21 protein-coding genes are annotated in these 19,517 nt (G+C 61.0%); 15 read left to right on the top strand and 6 right to left on the bottom strand.

The annotated features are described in order from the left end of the window. Positions 1–233 precede the first annotated feature (233 nt). Positions 234–1,805: a helicase HerA-like C-terminal domain-containing protein gene (locus tag AC4PTT_RS14825; protein ID WP_206554013.1), complete on the top strand. Its 1,572-nt coding sequence runs from the start codon at positions 234–236 to the stop codon at positions 1,803–1,805. A 40-nt stretch (positions 1,806–1,845) separates the two neighbouring features. On the opposite strand, the gene AC4PTT_RS14820 is transcribed toward AC4PTT_RS14825, so the two are convergent. Next, on the bottom strand, positions 1,846–2,592 hold the full coding sequence (locus tag AC4PTT_RS14820) for a L,D-transpeptidase (protein WP_206545897.1): 747 nt from the start codon (positions 2,590–2,592) through the stop codon (positions 1,846–1,848). Between the two features lie 249 nt (positions 2,593–2,841). Continuing rightward, positions 2,842–3,498 carry a haloacid dehalogenase type II gene (locus tag AC4PTT_RS14815; protein ID WP_113154585.1) on the bottom strand — a complete coding sequence of 219 codons (657 nt, stop codon included), beginning with the start codon at positions 3,496–3,498 and terminating at the stop codon, positions 2,842–2,844. A gap of 196 nt (positions 3,499–3,694) precedes the next feature. Between AC4PTT_RS14815 and AC4PTT_RS14810 the strand changes: the two genes are divergently transcribed. The 4 genes from AC4PTT_RS14810 (at position 3,695) to AC4PTT_RS14795 (ending at position 7,010) form a co-directional block, all read left to right on the top strand. After that, on the top strand, positions 3,695–4,573 hold the full coding sequence (locus AC4PTT_RS14810; RefSeq protein ID WP_297562882.1) for a branched-chain amino acid aminotransferase: 879 nt from the start codon (positions 3,695–3,697) through the stop codon (positions 4,571–4,573). A gap of 102 nt (positions 4,574–4,675) precedes the next feature. Continuing rightward, positions 4,676–5,275: a superoxide dismutase gene (locus tag AC4PTT_RS14805; protein ID WP_113154587.1), complete on the top strand. Its 600-nt coding sequence runs from the start codon at positions 4,676–4,678 to the stop codon at positions 5,273–5,275. Positions 5,276–5,453: 178 nt separating this feature from the next. Next, complete coding sequence (locus AC4PTT_RS14800) at positions 5,454–5,903, top strand: c-type cytochrome (protein WP_113154588.1); 450 nt, start codon at positions 5,454–5,456, stop codon at positions 5,901–5,903. Between the two features lie 174 nt (positions 5,904–6,077). Beyond that, a complete protein-coding gene (locus AC4PTT_RS14795; RefSeq protein WP_492161534.1) occupies positions 6,078–7,010 on the top strand; it encodes a cytochrome c in 933 nt (310 codons plus the stop codon). On the opposite strand, the gene AC4PTT_RS14790 is transcribed toward AC4PTT_RS14795, so the two are convergent. Then, positions 6,985–9,102, bottom strand: coding sequence for a S9 family peptidase (locus tag AC4PTT_RS14790; RefSeq protein ID WP_492161533.1), 2,118 nt, complete (start codon positions 9,100–9,102; stop codon positions 6,985–6,987). The genes AC4PTT_RS14795 and AC4PTT_RS14790 overlap by 26 nt on opposite strands. A 473-nt stretch (positions 9,103–9,575) precedes the next feature. Here AC4PTT_RS14790 and AC4PTT_RS14785 point away from each other — a divergent pair, with 473 nt between their 5' ends. The 8 genes from AC4PTT_RS14785 to AC4PTT_RS14750 all read left to right on the top strand — a co-directional run bounded on the left by AC4PTT_RS14785 (position 9,576) and on the right by AC4PTT_RS14750 (position 16,317). Continuing rightward, complete coding sequence (locus AC4PTT_RS14785) at positions 9,576–11,921, top strand: putative monovalent cation/H+ antiporter subunit A (protein WP_492161532.1); 2,346 nt, start codon at positions 9,576–9,578, stop codon at positions 11,919–11,921. 1 nt (position 11,922) lies between these two features. Beyond that, complete coding sequence (locus tag AC4PTT_RS14780; RefSeq protein WP_113154592.1) at positions 11,923–12,342, top strand: Na+/H+ antiporter subunit B; 420 nt, start codon at positions 11,923–11,925, stop codon at positions 12,340–12,342. Beyond that, a complete protein-coding gene (locus AC4PTT_RS14775; RefSeq protein WP_113154593.1) occupies positions 12,342–12,719 on the top strand; it encodes a Na+/H+ antiporter subunit C in 378 nt (125 codons plus the stop codon). Before AC4PTT_RS14780 ends, AC4PTT_RS14775 begins: the two co-directional genes overlap by 1 nt. A 7-nt stretch (positions 12,720–12,726) precedes the next feature. Continuing rightward, positions 12,727–14,283, top strand: coding sequence for a Na+/H+ antiporter subunit D (locus AC4PTT_RS14770; protein WP_113154594.1), 1,557 nt, complete (start codon positions 12,727–12,729; stop codon positions 14,281–14,283). Next, a complete protein-coding gene (locus tag AC4PTT_RS14765; RefSeq protein ID WP_113154595.1) occupies positions 14,280–14,753 on the top strand; it encodes a Na+/H+ antiporter subunit E in 474 nt (157 codons plus the stop codon). Before AC4PTT_RS14770 ends, AC4PTT_RS14765 begins: the two co-directional genes overlap by 4 nt. After that, entirely contained in the window at positions 14,750–15,085 is a 336-nt protein-coding gene (locus AC4PTT_RS14760; protein ID WP_206545902.1) for a cation:proton antiporter, read from the top strand. Before AC4PTT_RS14765 ends, AC4PTT_RS14760 begins: the two co-directional genes overlap by 4 nt. Then, on the top strand, positions 15,085–15,462 hold the full coding sequence (gene mnhG / locus AC4PTT_RS14755) for a monovalent cation/H(+) antiporter subunit G (protein WP_113156224.1): 378 nt from the start codon (positions 15,085–15,087) through the stop codon (positions 15,460–15,462). Before AC4PTT_RS14760 ends, mnhG begins: the two co-directional genes overlap by 1 nt. A gap of 435 nt (positions 15,463–15,897) precedes the next feature. Continuing rightward, entirely contained in the window at positions 15,898–16,317 is a 420-nt protein-coding gene (locus tag AC4PTT_RS14750) for a Ros/MucR family transcriptional regulator (protein ID WP_206545903.1), read from the top strand. Positions 16,318–16,527: 210 nt separating this feature from the next. Here the strand turns inward: AC4PTT_RS14750 and AC4PTT_RS14745 are convergent, their stop codons facing one another. Beyond that, complete coding sequence (locus AC4PTT_RS14745) at positions 16,528–16,890, bottom strand: cytoplasmic protein (RefSeq protein ID WP_224873347.1); 363 nt, start codon at positions 16,888–16,890, stop codon at positions 16,528–16,530. A gap of 205 nt (positions 16,891–17,095) precedes the next feature. Between AC4PTT_RS14745 and AC4PTT_RS14740 the strand changes: the two genes are divergently transcribed. Together AC4PTT_RS14740 and AC4PTT_RS14735 are read left to right on the top strand one after the other, a co-directional pair. Then, positions 17,096–17,527: a helix-turn-helix domain-containing protein gene (locus AC4PTT_RS14740; RefSeq protein WP_224873348.1), complete on the top strand. Its 432-nt coding sequence runs from the start codon at positions 17,096–17,098 to the stop codon at positions 17,525–17,527. A 1-nt stretch (position 17,528) separates the two neighbouring features. Continuing rightward, complete coding sequence (locus tag AC4PTT_RS14735; protein WP_492161531.1) at positions 17,529–18,353, top strand: DUF6456 domain-containing protein; 825 nt, start codon at positions 17,529–17,531, stop codon at positions 18,351–18,353. Positions 18,354–18,421: 68 nt separating this feature from the next. Here AC4PTT_RS14735 and AC4PTT_RS14730 read toward each other — a convergent pair whose 3' ends face one another. After that, complete coding sequence (locus AC4PTT_RS14730; protein ID WP_113154599.1) at positions 18,422–18,850, bottom strand: SufE family protein; 429 nt, start codon at positions 18,848–18,850, stop codon at positions 18,422–18,424. Positions 18,851–18,912: 62 nt separating this feature from the next. Beyond that, positions 18,913–19,263, bottom strand: a complete 351-nt coding sequence (locus tag AC4PTT_RS14725; RefSeq protein WP_299937001.1) for a DUF5330 domain-containing protein — start codon at positions 19,261–19,263, stop codon at positions 18,913–18,915. Positions 19,264–19,517: the final 254 nt, after the last annotated feature.

Below are 19,517 nucleotides of genomic sequence, written 5' to 3'. Positions count from 1 at the left end.
GAGGCCGGATCCGCCGCTTTGCGCGTTTCCAGCCCAAGGCAACCACCCTTTACTGAGCCCGGAGTTTAGGACGCCACAGATCACGCCGCAATGCACAATAGGCCAAATAGCCCCGAGCGTTGCATGAAAGCCTCGCTTTCAGCGCGCGTGCACAACGCCGTTGAGTGTTTCTGCGGGGCTGACTATACCGGAGAACATTGCGCAGCAACGGGTTGATCGAGCGAGGCTATTTCATGACGGCAGACGACACGATTTTTCTGGGGGCCAGTCGGCATCCGGACGACAGCTACCAGCAGGCCGAGCGTCTTCTGCTGAAATACGCCAACAGGCACGGGCTCGTCACCGGCGCAACCGGCACCGGCAAGACGGTGACGCTGCAGATCCTCGCTGAAGGGTTTTCGAATGCGGGCGTGCCCGTGTTCTGCGCGGATGTGAAGGGCGACCTTTCCGGCATTGCCATGATGGGCGAGGAGAAGGACTTCCTCACCAAACGCGCCGACGCGATCAAGCTCGACCCGTATGAGTTTCAGGAATTCCCGGTCATTTTCTGGGATCTCTTCGGCAAGAAGGGCCACCCGATCCGCACCACCATCTCGGAGATGGGGCCGCTTCTTCTGTCGCGGCTGATGAACCTCTCGGACGCGCAGGAAGGTGTTTTGAACATTGCCTTCCGCATTGCCGATGAGGAAGGGCTGCTGCTGCTCGACATGAAGGACCTGCAGGCGCTTCTGGTGCATGTGGCGGACCGCGCCGACGAGATCGGCACGCGCTACGGCAATGTGTCGAAGCAGTCTGTCGGCGCGATCCAGCGCACGCTTCTGGTGCTGGAGCAGCAGGGGGCGAACTTCTTCTTCGGCGAGCCGGCGCTCGAGATCGGCGACATCATGCGCACCACGCGCGATGGTCGCGGCGCGATCAACGTGCTGGCCGCCGACAAGCTGATGATGAACCCGCGTCTTTACGCGACCTTCCTGCTCTGGCTGCTTTCGGAACTGTTCGAGGAACTGCCGGAAGTGGGGGACCCGGACCGGCCGCGCCTCGTCTTCTTCTTCGATGAAGCGCATCTCCTGTTCGATGACGCGCCGAAGGTTCTGGTCGAGCGTGTCGAGCAGGTGGTGCGGCTGATCCGCTCCAAGGGTGTTGGCGTCTATTTTGTCACGCAGAACCCGCTGGATGTTCCCGAGACGGTTCTGAGCCAGCTCGGCAATCGCGTTCAGCACGCATTGCGCGCCTATACGCCACGCGAGCAGAAGGCCGTGAAGACGGCGGCTGACACGTTTCGGCCCAATCCCGAATTCGACTGTTTCGAAGCGATCACGCAGCTTGGCGTCGGTGAGGCGCTGGTCTCGACGCTGGAATCCAAGGGCGTTCCCTCGATCGTGCAGCGGACGCTGATCCGCCCGCCGGCATCGCGGCTCGGGCCGATCACGGATGCAGAACGCGACAAGCTTATGAAGGCGAGCCCGGTGTTCGGTCAGTACGACGAGAGCATCGACCGCGAATCCGCCTTCGAGATGCTGCAAAAGAAAGCCGAAGAGAAGGCGAAGGCCGAGGCAAGCGCGCAGGAGGCCGAAGAGGCCGGTGACGGGGAAGGGCGCACGCGCTGGTCGCTGCCCGATTTCGGCGATGGCGCGAAAACCACCACCACGACGCGGCGCAAGACGACGACCACGCCGCGCCGGCGCACGTCCAACCGGCAGTCGGTCACGGAAGCCGCCATCAAATCGGTGGTCCGCTCCGTCGGCACCTCGCTTGGAAGGGCGCTGGTGCGGGGCATTCTCGGGAGTTTAAAAAAGGGGCGCTAGAGCGCCCCTTTCTCATTCAAGTCCTGACGGGACCATCGCGTCAAACGGTGCGCAGGCCCGAGGTGACGAGGATCGGCGCACCATCTGGAACGCGCGTGTAAAGGTCGATCACGTCCTGGTTGAGCATGCGCACGCAGCCCGAGGAAACCGACTTTCCGATGGTCCACCACTCGGGCGAACCGTGAACGCGGTAGAGCGTGTCCTTGCCATCTTCGAAGATGTAGAGCGCGCGGGCGCCGAGCGGGTTGGAAACGCCGGGCTGCATGCCGCCGACCCACTTGTCGTTGGCCTTGTCGTACTCGGAACGATATTTTTCGAGCTCCGGGCGACGGTCGATCATCTCTGCCGGCGGGAACCAGCGGGGCCACTGCTGCTTGTATTTGATCTCGGCGCGACCGGCCCACTCGAAACCGGCGCGGCCAAGGCCGACGCCATAGCGCAGGGCGCGGCCATTCTCGAGCACGAGGTAGAGGAAGTGGTTGGCGGTGTCGACGACGATGGTGCCGGGACGCTCGCCGGTCGGATCGGCAACTTCCTGACGGTAGTAGCGCGGGTTGATCTTCTCGATCGGAACAGCGGGAATGTCGTAGCCGGCATCAACGACGGCCGAGTACATGGAATTGTACTGGACGGGGCCGGGCTTGGGCGCGGGACGCGAGACAATCGCGGGCTTTTCGCTCTGGTCGCTGACGCAGGCGGACAGGCCGACCGATGCGGCGCCAATTGCGCTCAGGGACAGAAAACGACGCCGGGTGAGTGATCGTACGGCAGTGGGGGAATTGGACATGGTTTCTTCGTGTACTCGCGTTTCGTCAGGACTGATGACCCCGAAAGCCTGAATGCCGGCCCTCCGGATCACATGCGGGATTTAAATCCCTTGTTCCCGCCCTAGGGTGAGAGAAGTTATCGGAACATGCTTGATAGACCGAGTAACTTTGACTTGAAGGTGAAAAATCACGCATTCGGCGCAGTTCCTGGTCGAGTGTGTTATAGATGCATCATAGCACGCGCCCGGAATGTGCGGAATCTTCTTACGTTACGTCAGTAATCCGTCGAGGGACGGTAGAATCAGGTCAGGCGGAAACTCTTCATATTCGTCCGGCTGGTCCGTTCGGTTGAGCCAGACCGTGCGGAATCCGAAATGCTGTGCGCCCGCAACGTCCCAGCGATTCGATGACTGGAACGAGACGTTCTGCGGATAGATGCGCCAGGCATTGGTGACCATTTCATAGACGCTCTGATCGGTCTTGAAGCGGCGGACCGTTTCCACCGAGAAAACCTCATCCAGAACCGTGTCGAGGGCGGAGGAGCGGATTGCCGATTCCAGCATTGCGGGCGACCCGTTGGACAGGACCGCCAGCCGCGCGCCGCCGGCCTTCAGCGCTTTCAGGACCGCGGGAACTTCTTCATAACAGTCGAGCTGCCAGTAGGCGTCGAGCAGATCCTGCCGCAGGCGGCGGTCGACCGAGGGAATTCTTGCGAAGGCGAAATCGAGCGCCCGCTCCGTCATGGTCCAGAAGTCGGTGTATTCGCCCATCAGGGTGAAGACCCAGGAATATTCGAGCTGCTTGGCGCGCCACAGTTCCGAAAAACGCTGTCCTTCCGGCCCGATTTCGCCGGCATGGCGACGCACCGCCGCATGCACGTCGAACAGGGTGCCATAGGCATCGAACACATAGGCCGCGTGGCGCATCATTACTCCTTTACGCACTCCGTACTTGACCGCACGGGCTGGAGACGGTCAAGAAGCGTGGTCTGGCCTCATCGAAAGGCGCATGGCGGCGATTGACGGGACCGGACAAAGTCATTTCCATAATTGGCACCGAGAATTTAAGAATTTCGCATCTTTGCAGAGATTCTTGCGTGATCATCAGGAAGGAAGGCGCAGTATGACCGTAGTGACCGAAGTCCAATCGACGACCTGGACCTATGTTGATGGCGATTGGCATGAGGGCAACGTACCCCTCATCGGTCCGCGCAGCCACGCCATGTGGCTCGGCTCGACCGTGTTCGACGGTGCGCGCTGGTTCGAGAATGTTGCGCCGGACCTTGATCTGCATGCGGCACGCGTCAACGCTTCCGCCGCCAATCTCGGCCTCACGCCGAAGGTTTCGGCTGACGAAATCATCGGGCTGGCGAATGACGGTCTGAAGAAGTTCGACGGCAAGACGGCTGTCTATATCCGCCCGATGTACTGGGGCGAGCACGGCGGCTATATGGGCGTGCCGGCGGACCCGGATTCCAGCCGTTTCTGCCTGTGCCTCTATGAAGCGCCGATGCTGGAGCCGACCGGCTTTTCCGTTGGCGTTTCGCCGTTCCGCCGGCCGACCTATGAGACCGCGCCGACCAATGCCAAGGCGGGGTGCCTCTACCCGAACAACGCCCGCGCCATCATGGAAGCGCGCAGCCGCGGCTTTGACAATGCGCTGGTGCTCGACATGCTGGGCAATGTGGCCGAGACCGGCAGCTCCAACATCTTCATGGTCAAGGATGGCGTGGTCTACACGCCTGCGCCGAACGGCACGTTCCTGACCGGCATCACCCGCACCCGCGTGATCGGCCTTCTGCGCGATGCAGGCATGGAAGTCGTTGAAAAGACGCTGTCGGTGAAGGACTTCCTTGAAGCGGACGAGGTGTTCTCCTCCGGCAACCACTCCAAGGTCGTGCCGGTGAGCCGGGTCGAAGATCAGAATTATCAGGCTGGTCCTGTGGCCAAAAAGGCCCGTGACCTCTATTGGGAGTGGGCCCATTCGGGCGTGCCCGCCTGATCATTCGGGAACAATCGGACGCGATGGGTATTGTCTCTCTCAAGGGAGAGCACCATCTGCGTCCTGCAGAATTCAACCACCTGTACGAGGGAGTTTACCACCATGGCTTTTGAACTGCCGGATCTGCCTTACGATTATGAGGCACTGCAGCCCTTCATGTCGAAGGAAACGCTGGAGTACCACCACGACAAGCACCACAAGGCTTATGTCGACAATGGCAACAAGCTGGCTGCAGAAGCAGGCATGGACGGCCTGTCGCTCGAGGAAGTGGTCAAGCAGTCCTTCGGCAAGAATGCCGGCCTGTTCAACAATGCGGCCCAGCATTACAACCACGTTCACTTCTGGAAGTGGATGAAGAAAGACGGCGGCGGCACCAGCCTTCCCGGCGCGCTCGCCAAGGCCATCGACAGCGATCTGGGCGGCTACGACAAGTTCCGCGCCGACTTCATCAATGCCGGTGCAACGCAGTTCGGTTCGGGCTGGGCATGGCTTGCTGTCAAGAACGGCAAGCTTGAGATCATGAAGACCCCGAATGGCGAGAACCCGCTGGTTCACGACGCAGCGCCGATCCTCGGCGTCGATGTGTGGGAGCACTCCTATTACATCGATTACCGCAACGCGCGTCCGAAGTATCTCGAGGCGTTCGTCGACAGCCTGATCAACTGGGACTACGTGCTGGAGCTTTACGAGCAGGCTTCGTAATTCCGCTTGTGGATTTCACAATAAGTACGGCTTCTGGCTGTATTCGAGAGGCCCGGCCCAGCGCCGGGCCTTTTTGATTCGACCGACCTTCACGAAAGCGTGAAGGCGTTCCCCGGAATAATTCCCGGCCAATCGCGTTGGTCCGGGTATTGTTCGAACAAATTACCGGAGGGTTTCCATGAAGAAGATTGCACTTGCCGTTTCAGCGCTTTGCCTGTCGGTTTCCGGCGTTGCCGCGGCCGATGATCCGATTGCCGTGCGCAAGTCGATCATGCAGGCAACGGCCGCTTCTGCCGGCCTTGCCGGCGCGATGATGAAGGAAGAGCTGGCCTATAATCCCGCAATCGCCAAGGCTGCGATCCTGACGCTGAACGCAGGCGCAAAATCGTATGGCGCATTCTTTCCCGAGGGTTCGGGCGAGGGCGACACCACCGCTGCACCCGCGATCTGGGAAGATGCAGCCGGCTTTCAGGCCGCGCTCGACAAATACATGACCGACACGGCGGCTGCCTTAGACGCGGCAGGCAAGGACGGACCGGCGGATCTCGCTTCTTTCCAGGCGGCAATCGGCCCGGTGTTCAGCAATTGCAAAAGCTGCCACGAGAAGTTCCGCGTTCAGAACAACTAGAGCCTTTCCGCTTTTTGTTGAAACGCGAAAACGCTCTAATTCATTGTCTTACGCAATTCCGGACCGAAAACCGGTTCCCACTTTTCCTGGAATTGCTCTAGTCGAGAACATCGGACCGAAAAGCCGTATCGGGCTTTCGGTTCGGTTTTTCAGCTCAGGACGATCGGGATTGTCATGAAGAAGAAATTGCTGACCACTGCCCTCATTGTCATCGCGGGCGGTGGAGCGGCGTTCTGGCTGTTGAGCGCTCCGACCTCACTGGAGGCCGGGGCGCTTGGCGCGCTGGAAGCGCCGAGTGCGGAGCGTGGCGAGCAGGTCTTCTGGGCCGGTGGCTGCGCCTCATGCCATGCGCGCCCCGGAGCTGACGGCGATGCGCGGCTGGAGCTTGCCGGCGGTGTTGAGTTGAAATCCGATTTCGGAACCTTCGTCGCACCGAACATTTCGCCACATATGCAGGACGGCATCGGCGGCTGGAGCGACATGGAGTTCGCCAATGCGATGCTGCACGGGGTTTCGCCCGAGGGCGAGCATTACTATCCGGCGTTTCCCTATCCCTCCTATGCGCGGATGGAGCCGCAGGATGTGAGCGACCTGTTCGCTTTCATCAAGACGCTTCCCGAAGTGGAGGGCGATGCGGGCGAGCATCAGCTTTCGTTCCCCTTCACCATGCGTCGTGGCATCGGGCTATGGAAACTGGCCTATATGCATGACGAGCCGGTGGTTGCGCTGGGAGCCGATGCTTCTGATGCGGAACGGCGCGGGCAGTATCTCGTGGAGGGTGCGGGCCATTGCGGCGAGTGCCACACGCCGCGCAATTTTGCCGGCGGACAGCTCTACGATCAGTGGCTTGCGGGTGCGGTTTCGGCGGAAGGCGAGGGCATCGTGCCGAACATCACCACGGGTGATGGCGGGATTGGCTCCTGGTCGGCCGGGGACATCGCCTATTATCTGGAAAGCGGCTTTACGCCGGAGTTCGATTCGGTTGGCGGAGCCATGGTCTCCGTGCAGAAGAACATGGCCCGGCTTTCCAAGGAAGACCGCGACGCGATCGCGGCCTATCTTCTTGCCGTTCAGCCGAAGCCTAACGGTTATCCATCTTCCCGGTGACCTTCAGGACGAAGGCATAGGTGAGCGCCTTTTCCTCGAGCCGCGAAAAGCGGCCCGAGGCTCCGGCGTGGCCGGCGTCGAGATTGGTTTTCAGAAGAACCGGATTGTCGCCGTTCTTGCGCTCTCTCAGACGCGCCACCCATTTCGCAGGCTCCCAGTAAGTCACGCGCGGATCGGTGAGGCCGGCGAGCGCCAGAATGGGCGGATAGTCCTTCGCGCCCACATTGTCGTAGGGCGAATAGGCGGCGATGGTGTCGTAATCGGCCCTTGAGGCAATGGGATTGCCCCATTCGGGCCATTCCGGCGGGGTGAGCGGCAGCGTGTCGTCGAGCATGGTGTTGAGCACATCGACAAACGGCACGGCGGCGACGATGCCGCCGAACGCCTCGGGGGCCATGTTTGCGATTGCGCCCATCAGCATGCCGCCGGCGGACCCGCCCTCGGCCACGATGCGGTCGTGGCTGGTATAGCCTTCGGCGACCAGATGGCGGGCGGCGGCGATGAAGTCGGTGAAGGTGTTGACCTTCTTTTCGCGCTTGCCGTCCTCATACCAGGCGTAGCCCTTTTCCTTGCCGCCGCGGATATGCGCGATGGCGTAGACGAAGCCGCGGTCGACCAGAGACAGGCAATTGGTGTTGAAAGCGGCGGGCATGGCCATGCCATAGGCGCCGTAGCCATAGAGCAGGCAGGGCGCGGAGCCGTCCAGTGCGATGTCCTTGCGATAGACCAGCGACACGGGCACCAGTTCGCCATCGGGGGCAGGGGCCATGAGGCGACGGGTGACATAGTCATCCGGATTGTGGCCGGAGGGCACTTCCTGCGTCTTCAGGAGTGTGCGCTTACGGGTGCGCATGTCGTAGTCGAAGACCTGCTGCGGCGTGGTCATGGACGAATAGGAGAAGCGGAGCGTCTCGGTGTCGTATTCGTAGGACCCCATCAGGCCGAGCGAATAGGCCTCCTCGTCGAAGGCGATCAAATGTTCCGACCCGTCGGCGCGGTCGCGGATGACGAGGCGCGGCAGGCCGTCCTTGCGCTCCAGACGCACGAGGTAATTGGCAAACGCCATGATGGCGAGGATGAGCCGGCCCGGCTCGTGGGGCACCAGATCCTGCCAGTTGGCGCGGGCGGGATCGCCTGCGGGCGCGGTGACGATCTTGAAGTCCTTGGCGTCATCCGCATTGGTGAGGATGAAGAAGATGTCGCCGCCTTCTTCCAGATCGTATTGCAGTCCGGTTTCGCGCGCGGCCACCAGACGGGGCGTGGCGTCGGGATCGCTTGCGGGAAGGATGCGGCACTCCGACGTCTCGTGATCGTGGGCGGAGATATAGATCCAGTCGTGATTGCGGCTGCCGGACACGTCGACGAAGAAACCCGGATCGGCTTCCTCGTAGATGAGGCGGTCTTCAGCGGAATCCGCGCCGATCCGGTGGTAGAAGATTTTTGACGGGCGGTGGTTCTCATCAAGCCTTGTGTAGAAGAAGCCGCTGCCGGCTGCGTCCCATTCGCCGCTTCCACCGGTTTCGGTGACCGTGTCGGGAAGCTCCTTGCCGCTTTCGAGATCGCGCACACTCAGTGTGTAGAGCTCCGACCCCTTGTCGTCCTGGCCCCAGAGAAGCCGCTTGTGGTCCGGCGAATGGTCGGCGCCGCCGATGCGGAAATAGCTCTTGCCCTCGGCCTCGCGGTCGCCATCAAGCAGCACTTCCTCTTGGGCGTTGTCGTCGCCATCGCTCGGCAGGCGGAAGAAGCGCGGATATTCGCCCCCGGTGCGGAAACCGGCGGCATAGGCGTAGGGGCCGTCCTTGGCAGGTACGGAGGTCTCGTCCTCCTTGATGCGTCCGCGCATCTCGGCGACCAGGGTTTTCTGCAACGCTTCCGTGTCGGCCAGAAGTTCCGCCTGATAGGCGTTCTCGGCTTCCAGATGCGCGCGGATGTCGTCTGCCAGAAGGGCCGGGTCGCGCAGGACTTCCTGCCAGTTGTCGGCGCGCATCCAGGCATAGTCGTCCGTGCGCTCGATGCCATGGCGGGTGTCGCTGACGGGGCGGGCTTCGGGCGAGGGAGCGCTGGCTGTCGAGGAAAATGCTTTGGAAGTCATGGCAAACCTTGGAGTATCTGCGGAATGTGTGCAGGTGCGGCGCGAAGCGCTGCGTGAAGCTGGGCGCATTTTTGTCCCGCCGAAGGGGCGCGTGGCAATGGCCAATCGAAAAAATACCTGCGGCGCGGGGAGGGCAGGAAGATCGAGGGCGCGATCCGCCTCTTCTGGGCAGTCGAAATAAAAGACTGTGTCTAAGCTGCATTATGTTTCACGTGGGCAACGTGAATGATGCATTCTACTTATATAGGGGAACAAACGACCTGATGGGGCCTGCCGATTGTGTGGGCATGATTCCAGCGGTGTTTTTGCATAGTGAGCCCCCGGTGGTTTAAGCTGACCAATCTCTTGTGAATGGCGTCGTTTCATCGCGCCTGTGAGTTGCGTTTACGCCTTGTCGTGCCGAGGGCGAGTGTTTATGTCACCGTGAGATTTTCTGAAGTTTCTTGAAACACTAAGTCCAGTGGGGAGAGTTCATGACGGCAGACGGCCAGTGGCTGACATTTCTCGCTCTGTTGCTGCCGTTCGCAGCCGCCGCCATAGCACCAGCGCTTACAAGGGCGCTGCATCACAATGCAGCCTGGGTGCTGGCGATCGCGCCCGCTCTCATTTTTCTGCATTTTACGGGCTTTGTCGGACCCGTTTCCGATGGCGAAACGCTGACGGGCGGATATGCATGGATACCGAGCCTTTCGGTTGATTTTTCCTGGTTCCTCGATGGTCTTTCCGTCACTTTCGCGCTGCTGATCTCGGGCATCGGCACGCTGATCGTGCTTTATGCGGGCGGCTATCTGAAGGGGCACGAGCATCAGGGGCGCTTCTTCTCGTTCATCCTGATGTTCATGGGCTCGATGCTGGGCCTTGTGGTCGCGGATTCCTTCCTCACCCTGTTCGTTTTCTGGGAACTGACCTCGATCACCTCGTTCCTGCTGATCGGCTTCGATCACTCGCGCGAGGCTTCGCGCCGTGCGGCTCTGCAGGCGCTTGTGGTGACGGGGCTTGGCGGCCTTTCGCTGCTTGCCGGTCTTCTGGTGATCTGGAGCGCCACGGGCGTCAACTCCATGTCGGCGCTGCTTGCGACCGAGAGCGCGCTGCGTGATGCACCGCTCTACATGGCGGCGCTGCTGCTCATTCTGGGCGGCGCGTTCACCAAGTCGGCGCAGTTCCCGTTCCACTTCTGGCTCCCCAACGCGATGGAAGCGCCGACGCCCGTTTCGGCATATCTGCATTCGGCGACCATGGTGAAGGCGGGCGTCTATCTGCTGATGCGCCTCAATCCGGTGCTGGGTGATACGGCTGCCTGGGAAACCATTCTGCCGCTGTTCGGCGGCACGACGCTTCTGGTGGGAACGCTTCTGGCCGTGCGCCAGACGGACCTGAAGCTGATGCTGGCCTACACGACCGTGGCTTCGCTGGGTCTGCTTGTCATGCTGACGGGCGTGGGCTCGGAAAAGGCGGTCGAGGCGGCGGTGCTCTATCTCGTGGCGCACTCCATGTTCAAGGGCGCGCTGTTCATGGTCGCGGGCCTTGTCGACCACGAATCCGGCACGCGCGACGTCACGAAGCTCGGTGGCCTGCGCACGGCAATGCCGATCACCTTTACGGCGGCTGTTCTGGCGGCGGCCTCGATGGGCGGCGTGCCGCTGTTCTTCGGCTTCCTCGCCAAGGAAGAGATCTATGCCGGCCTCGGCTTTGCCAATGGCTGGACCACCATGTTGACGCTGGTGGCGCTCGCCGGCAACGGGCTGATGTTCGCCATCGGCTTCGCCGTGGCGCTGAAGCCGTTCCTTGGCGCGAAGGTGGAAACGCCCAAACATGTCCATGAAGGGCCGATCCTGCTCTGGCTCGGGCCGGTGGTGCTGGGCGCGCTGGGGCTGGTCTCGGCGCTGTTCTCCGGCGTGAGCCATGAGGTCGTCAGCAGCCCGATGTCGAGCGCCGTGCTCGGCGAGGCCGTGACGGTGACGATTTCGACCATTCCGCATATCGGCATGCCGCTGGCGCTGTCGGTGGTGACGGTTGCGCTCGGCGTTCTGGTGTTCGTCATGCTGGGGCAGGGGCGCGCGGCGATGGCCGGCATCCTCAACGCCATCGGCTGGGGCCCGGACAAGGGTTTCGACCAGGTAATGCGCGGCCTGACACGTGTTTCCTTCTCGGTGACCAATCTCATCCAGAACGGCCGGCTGGACTACTACATGACGGCGACCTTCATCGCCGTTGCCGCTGCCGTCCTGATCCCGATGGGGCTTTATGAAGAGTGGCCGGCTGTTCCTTCGATGCCGCGCATGCCGTTCTATGAGTGGACGGTGCTTCTGATCGCGCTGATCGGTCTGGGCGCGGTGATCTATGCGCGCGACCGCCTGACGGCGATTGTCTCGCTGGGCATTCAGGGTTTCTCCGTGGCGCTGATCTTCATGCTGCTGGGCGCGCCGGATCTCTCCTTCACCCAGTTCATGGTGGAGACGCTCTCGGTGGTCATCCTGGCGCTGGTCATGACGCGTCTGCGGCTTTCGCCGACGGATCATCGTCCGACGGGCGAGAAGGTGATGGACGTGGCGGTTGCGGGCACGTGCGGCGCGGCCCTCGGCCTGATGCTTCTGCGGGTGACGCAGGTGCCGTTCAACAGCGAGCTGAGCGATTTCTTCACGCAGTATTCGCGTGTGTTGGCGCATGGCCGCAACATCGTGAACGTCATTCTGGTGGACTTCCGCGGGACGGATACGCTGGGCGAGATCGCCGTGGTGATGATTGCGGGCCTTGCCATTCTGGCGCTGGTACGTGTTCGCAGTGTGAAGCCGATCGCTTCCAAGAACGGGGAGGGCTGATATGCGCACTCTGATTTTCCGCACGGTCGCGCCCTATCTCACGAGCCTGATGATCCTGTTCTCCGTGTTCGTGCTTCTGCGCGGGCACAATGAGCCGGGGGGCGGGTTCATCGGCGGTCTGATCGCGGCCTCTGCGTTTGCGATCTATGGCATTGCCTGTGGTGTTTCGCCGGTGCGGCGGGCGCTTTACTTCCACCCGATGGCGATTTCCGGTTTCGGACTTCTGGTCTCGGCGCTGGCTGGCTGGCTCTCCTACTTCTTCCAGGTGCCGTTCATGACGGGCCTGTGGACCAAGGTGAACTTTCTGGGCGTGCCGCTGGACCTGTCGACGGTCCTGTTCTTCGACATCGGCGTTTATCTGGTGGTGCTCGGCTCGATCACGTCGATCGCGCTGGCGCTTGAAGAAAGGGAGCATGGATAATGGAAGCCGCTCTTGCCTTTGTGGTCAGCGTGTTCTTTGCCGTTGCCATTTATCTCATGCTTTCAAAGCACATCATCCGCATCCTGCTGGGGGTCTCGATCTTCGGCAATGCGGTGAACCTGTCGATCTTCACGGCAGGGCGGCTCATGCGTGAGGTGCCGCCGATCATTCCCGAGGCTCTGCAGACGCCGGACTCCGCGATCGCCAACCCATTGCCACAGGCGCTGGTGCTGACGGCAATCGTGATCTCGTTCTCGCTGTTCGCGTTCCTCCTTGTGCTGGCGTTCCGCGCCTATCAGGAACTTGGAACGGACGATACGGACGGAATGCGCGTCGCCGAACCTGAGGGCGAGCCACTGCCCCCGCTTGGATACTGAGACACTGATGGCCGCTGAATCGATAGACATTTCCGATGCAATGGTGATCCAGCCGACCACGCTGGGTGACTGGATGATTGTGGCGCCGGTTGGGGTGCCGATCCTTTTTGCCGCGATCCTGCTGATGGTGCGTCATGAGACGCGCCTGCATGCCGGTATCGCAATCACCGGCCTGCTTCTGACGCTGGCAGCCAATGCGGCGCTCTTGCTGCAGGTGCTCGCCGACGGGCCGCAGGTGATGACCATGGGGCGGTGGCTGCCGCCCTTCGGCATTTCCTTTGTCGCAGATGCGCTGGGCGCTTCGCTCGCTTTCGTGGCGACGCTGGTGGCAGCCGTGTGTGCGCTCTACGCCATGAAGGACATCGGGGCGACGGGACGCCGTTACGGCTTCTACCCGTTCGTGATGGCCCTGATGGCCGGTGTGGGCGGTTCGTTCCTGACGGGCGACATCTTCAACCTCTATGTGTGGTTCGAGGTGTTCCTGATCTCGTCCTTCGGTCTCCTGATCCTGGGCTCGACGGAACGCCAGCTCGACGGCGCGACCAAATATGCGATCCTGAACCTTGTGGGCACGACGCTGTTCCTGACGGCGACGGCCTATCTCTACGGCACGTTCGGCACGCTGAACATGGCGGACATTGCGCGCAGGGTCGACGCCGTGCGCGACACCGGGCCGCTGATGACGCTGGCGGTTCTCTATCTGCTCGCCTTCGGCATGAAGGCGGCGGCGTTTCCCGTCAATTTCTGGCTGCCGGCTTCCTATCACACGCCGCGCATCGTCACGGCGGCGCTGTTTGGTGGCGTTCTGACCAAGGTGGGCGTCTACGCGCTGCTGCGCGTGCTGGTGATGATGTTCCCGGTCGAGCGCGTGGAGCTTTCCGGCGTGATCGCCTGGGTGGCTGCCGGCACGATGGTGCTGGGCATCATGGGCGCGCTTGCCCAGTCGGATGTTCGCCGGGTTCTGGGGTTCGTGGTGATCTCGGGTGTGGGCGTCATGCTGGCCGGTCTGGCGCTGGGGACGGAAGAGGGGCTTACCGGTACGGTTCTCTATGCCTTCCATTCCATTCTGGCGATGACGGCGCTCTATCTGCTTGCGGGCGTGATGAAGGAGCTTGGCGGCAGCTATTCGCTGCATGAGCTGGGCGGTCTCTACCGCGCCTATCCGGCGATGGGGGCCTTCGCGCTGATCCTGATGCTTGCCGTGGCCGGCCTGCCGCCGGCATCCGGCCTGTGGCCGAAAATCCTGCTTGTGCAGGCATCGCTGGAATCCGGCCTGCCATGGCTCGCGCTGGCCATTCTCGCGACGGGTCTTCTGACCACGATTGCGCTTGGCCGCGTCTATATCCTGGCGATCTGGCGCAACCGGCCCGAAGGCGCGCCGAGCGGCGAGCCGAACGCACGGCCGGGGCTCGGCTATGTGTCGCTGGCTCTGCTTTGCATTCCGATCATCCTTCTTGGCGTGTATCCTGAGCCCTTCATTCGCATCGCAGAGACCGCTGCGGCAGGGCTTCTGGATCCGTCCGCCTATATCGGAGCGGTCTTTCCCGTGGAGGCAGCGCAATGAAACTGTCCCTGATCAACATTCTCCTGGCGCTGATCTGGACCGCAGTGAGTGGCTCGTTCACGCTGCCGAACTTCCTCTTCGGCTTTCTGCTTGGTGCGGCCACGCTCTATCTGATCCGCGAGCAGGTGGGCTCGCTCGGTTATTTCGAGCGCAGCATGCGGGTTCTCTCGCTGGCGCTTCTCTTCCTCTACGAGCTGGTGCTTTCAGCGTGGCGTGTAGCCATTCTCGTTCTGTCGCCCAAGATGGACATCAAACCCGGCATTTTTGCCTATCCGCTCAAGGTGGATCGCGATTTCGAGATCACGCTTCTGGCGAACCTGATCACGCTGACGCCGGGCACGCTGTCCGTCGACGTGTCGGAAGACCGCCGTTTCCTCTACGTGCACGCCATCGACTGTTCCGACCCGGATGAACTGCGTCGCGACATCGCCGATGGTTTTGAACGAAAGATCATGGAGGCGTTTCGATGAGCGCCAGTCAAGAATTCCTCGTCTTCGCCGAGTTTGTGGCGCTTGCCCTGCTCAGCCTGTCGTTTCTTCTCACGGTGGTGCGGGTGCTGGTGGGGCCGAGCCTGCCCGACCGGGTTCTTGCTCTCGACATGCTGGTGACGATCGCCATCGGGTTCATCGCCGTCATCGGCATTCGCACGGGCTTCACGCTCTATCTCGACATCGCCATTGCGCTTGGCCTTGTCGGCTTCCTTGCGACGGTGGCGTTTGCGCGCTTCGTGCTCAGCCGCCGCTATGAGCAGGAGTTCGTGAAGCGCGATACGCTGGGCATTTACGGGGACAAGGACCAATGATGGGCGACGTGCTGAACATTCTCACCGGCGCGCTCATGATCATTGGCGCTGCCTTCACGCTGGTGGCGGCCATTGGCATTCTGCGCCTGCCTGACCTTTACACCCGCATGCATGCGGCGTCGAAGGCGGGCACGCTCGGCTCGGGCCTGTTGCTGATCGCCCTGGCGATCTTTGCGCAGGATCAGGCCATCGTCACGCGCGCGCTCGCTGCCGTGGTCTTCTTCCTGCTGACAGCGCCCATTTCCGCGCATCTCCTGGCCAAGGCCGCCTATGCGGCCGGCTACAAGCTCTGGGGTCGTTCGGTGCATGATGAGATGGCGAATGCGGGAGGGGATGCGACGACCCCTGACGCAGAGGCAAGAAGTGACAAAGAATAGTGGAATAATTTTCCGGTAAATCCTTTTTGAGGCATTGCCGGGATGGATTCTACTTATGATGGTCTTTGAAAAGCCTGAAGCCGGCTTTTCCCGGGAAGTGCGGCTTCGGGTGCAGGGTCATACCTCACAAGGCATGGCTTCAATACTCAAATTTAATAAGGCGGGCTTAGATATAATTTTCCAGTAAGCTCAATTTTGTCTGATTTTTGGAATGAATTTGATTTTTTTGAGATGAGATAAACAATCGGCTTCTAGTGTCGCCTAGTATAAGACTTAAAAAGTGAGTTGACCGAAAGCAGAAAAGTAATCATAAGATTGCTGCCTCATCGGGAGTCGGGCCAAGAAATGCCAAAAACATCTGGCTCCCTTTAGAGACCTCATGAGTGGCGACTTGAGGTGAGACCAATTTTAATGACGTTGGGGCAAGGTAACGAAATGAACGACGATTCTGTAAAGAACGACAACATGCTTATAGAGCTGACCGCGGACGTTGTTGCCGCGTATGTCAGCAACAATCCGGTTCCCGCATCTGAGCTTTCCAACCTGATCTCTGATGTGCACTCGGCTCTTGGCCGTGTCAGCGGAACGCCTGAGGCGCCGCCGGCCGAGAAGCAGAAGCCGGCCGTCAACCCCAAGCGCTCGGTGCATGAAGACTACATTATCTGTCTCGAAGACGGTAAGAAGTTCAAATCGCTGAAGCGTCACCTGATGACGCATTACGGCATGACGCCGGAGCAGTATCGGGAGAAGTGGGGCCTTGATCCGAACTACCCGATGGTTGCGCCCAGCTACGCGGTTGCCCGCTCGAAGCTGGCCAAGCAGATGGGTTTAGGCCGCAAGCGCAAAGAGACCTAGAGCTTCGGACCGAGAGGCGGCATCCGGTTTTCGGTTGTTCGGCTGCTCTATAAAAGTTTCGATCATCCTTTGTTGCCCGGCTGGGCGCAGGGTGATCCAGTGTAACGGCTACGCCGAGATTACACGCTTCAAGGTTCAGGCGTCGCTGCCACAGCGACGCCTGATTTGTTTCAGGGGGGGCTTTTCCTGTTGCGCAAAATGCGACGCCTCTCATGCGCTTCCGGGAATTCGCCGGACTGTGCGAGCGCCCAGAGAGAATGCTGCGGGCGGATGTGTGGATTTTCTTCGTGCCGGGCATGGTGTTTCCGGCGCCAGGCGTTCCAGCCCCTGTTTTAGAGCGATGTGTCGGTTGAGATCATAGCTCCAGTGCCCGCGCACACCCTTCAGGCGCTCTCTTTCGATCAGACGCTTCAGGCGCTGAACGACAGCGGCGCGTTCTGCCCCTTCTGTCTGTAGCGCTTTGGCAAGATCGATGCCGCCAATGAGGAACAGTGCTGCCGTTTGCCGTGACAGTTCATGGCGTTTTCTCTTTTCTTCAAGGAACTCAAGGCGTTCTTGCTTCATCGCGGTCATGGTCGATCCCTGTCTTGATTTGGGGTGACTATGAGGGCGCGCGGCACGGGCGGGGATAAACCTGTGCTGGAAAACAGTTCCTCAGATTTTTTATGTCTGTATTTCAAGATCTTGATTGATCGATGGGGAAATATCGTTCCCTCTTTGTTCGCTTTGGTGGTTGTGTAGGGTATAAGAATTTATTCCTCTTTTTTGGGAAGGGATAATGCCTGTGCTTTCAAATTCCACCAAACCGCCGCAAGACGCAGCCGAGCCGGAAGGAGTGTCCGAGGAGACCGAGCGTCCGGCATTTGCGCGGCGCTTGAGCCCCGTCACCGAAGAGCGGCTGGGCGACGTCTGCGAATGCGTCATCGATATCCTCGCAGCGCTGTTCAATGTGAGCGGGCGCGAGCTGCGCGAGGCCCGTCGGTCATCCACCAGCGTGACGCGGGTGCGCCAGATCGGAATGTATGTCGCGCATGTTGTGCTTGGGTTGAACATGACCGAGGTCGGGCGTGGCTTCGGGCGTGACCGGACCACGGTTCAATATGCGTGCCATCTGATCGAGGACATGCGCGACGATGAAGAATTCGACCGGATCGTGCTGATGACGGAGCGGATCACCTCGGCTGCGTTTCGCAATATGGAGGTGCGCTGAGATGGCGGTGATGAAGGACGATGTGCGTCAGCGCCGTGAATTTCAGAGGGCGTTGCGGTTTCTGCAGAAGGGGCCCGCCTGGCTTCAGCGCGGGGCGAAGACGGGGGCGGTGCTTCTGGATGGCGGAGAGCGGGGAACGATCTCGATCGCGCGTGATGTGCTGGAAAGGCTGAGCCGTGATGATCTGGTCTCTCGTGATGGGGAACGGGTGAAGCTGACGCAGGCGGGAAGCGCACATGCGTGCAGGCTTGGCGCGCGTGAGGAACCTTTTCGCAGGCAGCACTGGGAGCTCGAACAGCGAAGCTTTGGCGAGGGGCTGGAGCGTGAAGTGGTGTCGGCGACATTGAGCGAATCGCCGCTCGCCCAGCTTGCCCGCCGGCGGGCGCGCAATGGCCAGCCATTTCTGAACCAGGCGGAGTTCGATGCGGGGGAAAGGCTGCGCGCAGACTATACGCGCGGGCAGATCATGCCGCGGATGAGCGCCAACTGGGTGGCGACGGTTTCGGCGGGCAGGAGGAGCGGTGGGGCAGGCGAGGGGGCCGAACTCACCGACGCGGCGCTTGCGGCGCGCCAGAGAGTGGACCGGGCGCTCAATGCGGTGGGGCCGGAACTTGCCGGCGTTCTCGTCGATATCTGCTGCTTCCTGAAAGGGCTCGAGCAGGTGGAGACGGAGCGCGGCTGGCCCGTGCGTTCAGCGAAGGTGGTGTTGAAGACGGCGCTTGGCGCGCTCGACCGCCATTATGCGCCACGGGACGCCCGGAGAGCGGCGGCGCAAAAGCCCATTCTTCACTGGGGCGTTGAGGATTATCGTCCGAAAATCGCCTGACGTGCGGCGGAACGATACACCAGCGCGGAGGCCCATGAGGGCCTTCGCATATCAGTCTTGCAAGAGATTTAGCCCGCTGCGGGAGCTACGGCTGCGGCCTCATCCCGGATGCGCTGTACCATGGCGCGCAGGCCATTGGCGCGCTGCGGGGTGAGGTGCTCGTCGAGACCGAGCTTGCGCAGCACGTCTTCGGCATTGATGGCGAGGATTTCGCTGGCGCGCTTTCCCGAAAAGAGCAGCATCATGATGGCCACCAGGCCGCGCACGATGTGAGCGTCGGAATCGCCCTTGAAGTTCAGGACCGGATCGTCGCCATCGGCGCGCTCGGTGTAAAGCCAGACCTGGCTGACGCAGCCGCGAACGCGATGCGCCTCGTCCCGCGCGCTCTCCGGGTAGGCCGAAAGGCCGTTGCCCAGATCGATGATGTAGCGATAGCGCTCTTCCCAGTCGTCCAGAAAGGCGAAGTCGTCGTAGAGGGTGTCAATCGTCGTGCTCATTGGGCCGGATATAGTGATTGTCCGGCCTGTCGTCACGCAAAACCTTTTCAGGAAGAGCGCGCTTAGCGGTTCTCGGCGCTCTCGGGAATGCTGCCGGTGGTGATGGCGTCTTCGGGAGCGGCTGCGGCGTCGGGCGCTTCGCTGCCGCTTTCCTCGATCATCTCATAGGCCATGCGGGCGCTCTCACGGGCGCGGACGCCGATGGTCTGAAGGGCGGCGACACCCGTGGCGCAGACTTCCGGTTTGCGCTCGCAGATGCCTGCCATGTCGCTGACCGCATCGCGGGCAGCGCTCAGAGCCTGAAGGGCGCCGATCTGCGGCGCTGCGCCATCGCCATCATTACCGGCGCCGCCAATCGGCACAAACAGCAGAACAAGCGAAAGCCAGAAGATTGCGCGAATAAGAAAGCCCATGACGTCCAGTCCCGTTTCCTGCCCCGTTTAGCTCAAGATCCAACTCAAGGGGGCGTCCCTTTCATTACCATTGCACGGTCCGGCCAAGGAGCTCTTGAGATTTTTGCTAAAATTGAAAGCAAATTTCTCTCGCATTCGAAAATGACTGCCTTCGAGACAAGTCTGCATCAAAGCCTGTGAAACGCCTTAACCTTTGATTTACCATCCAAGCGCCTGTGCCGATTGAGGTGTCGGCGATGGTCAAAGGGAGAAAG

It is taken from the genome of Nitratireductor sp. WH36-1 (genome assembly GCF_058725515.1).
Note: the sequence above shows the minus strand (reverse complement) of the source record. Positions and strands in the feature narration are given on the sequence as shown.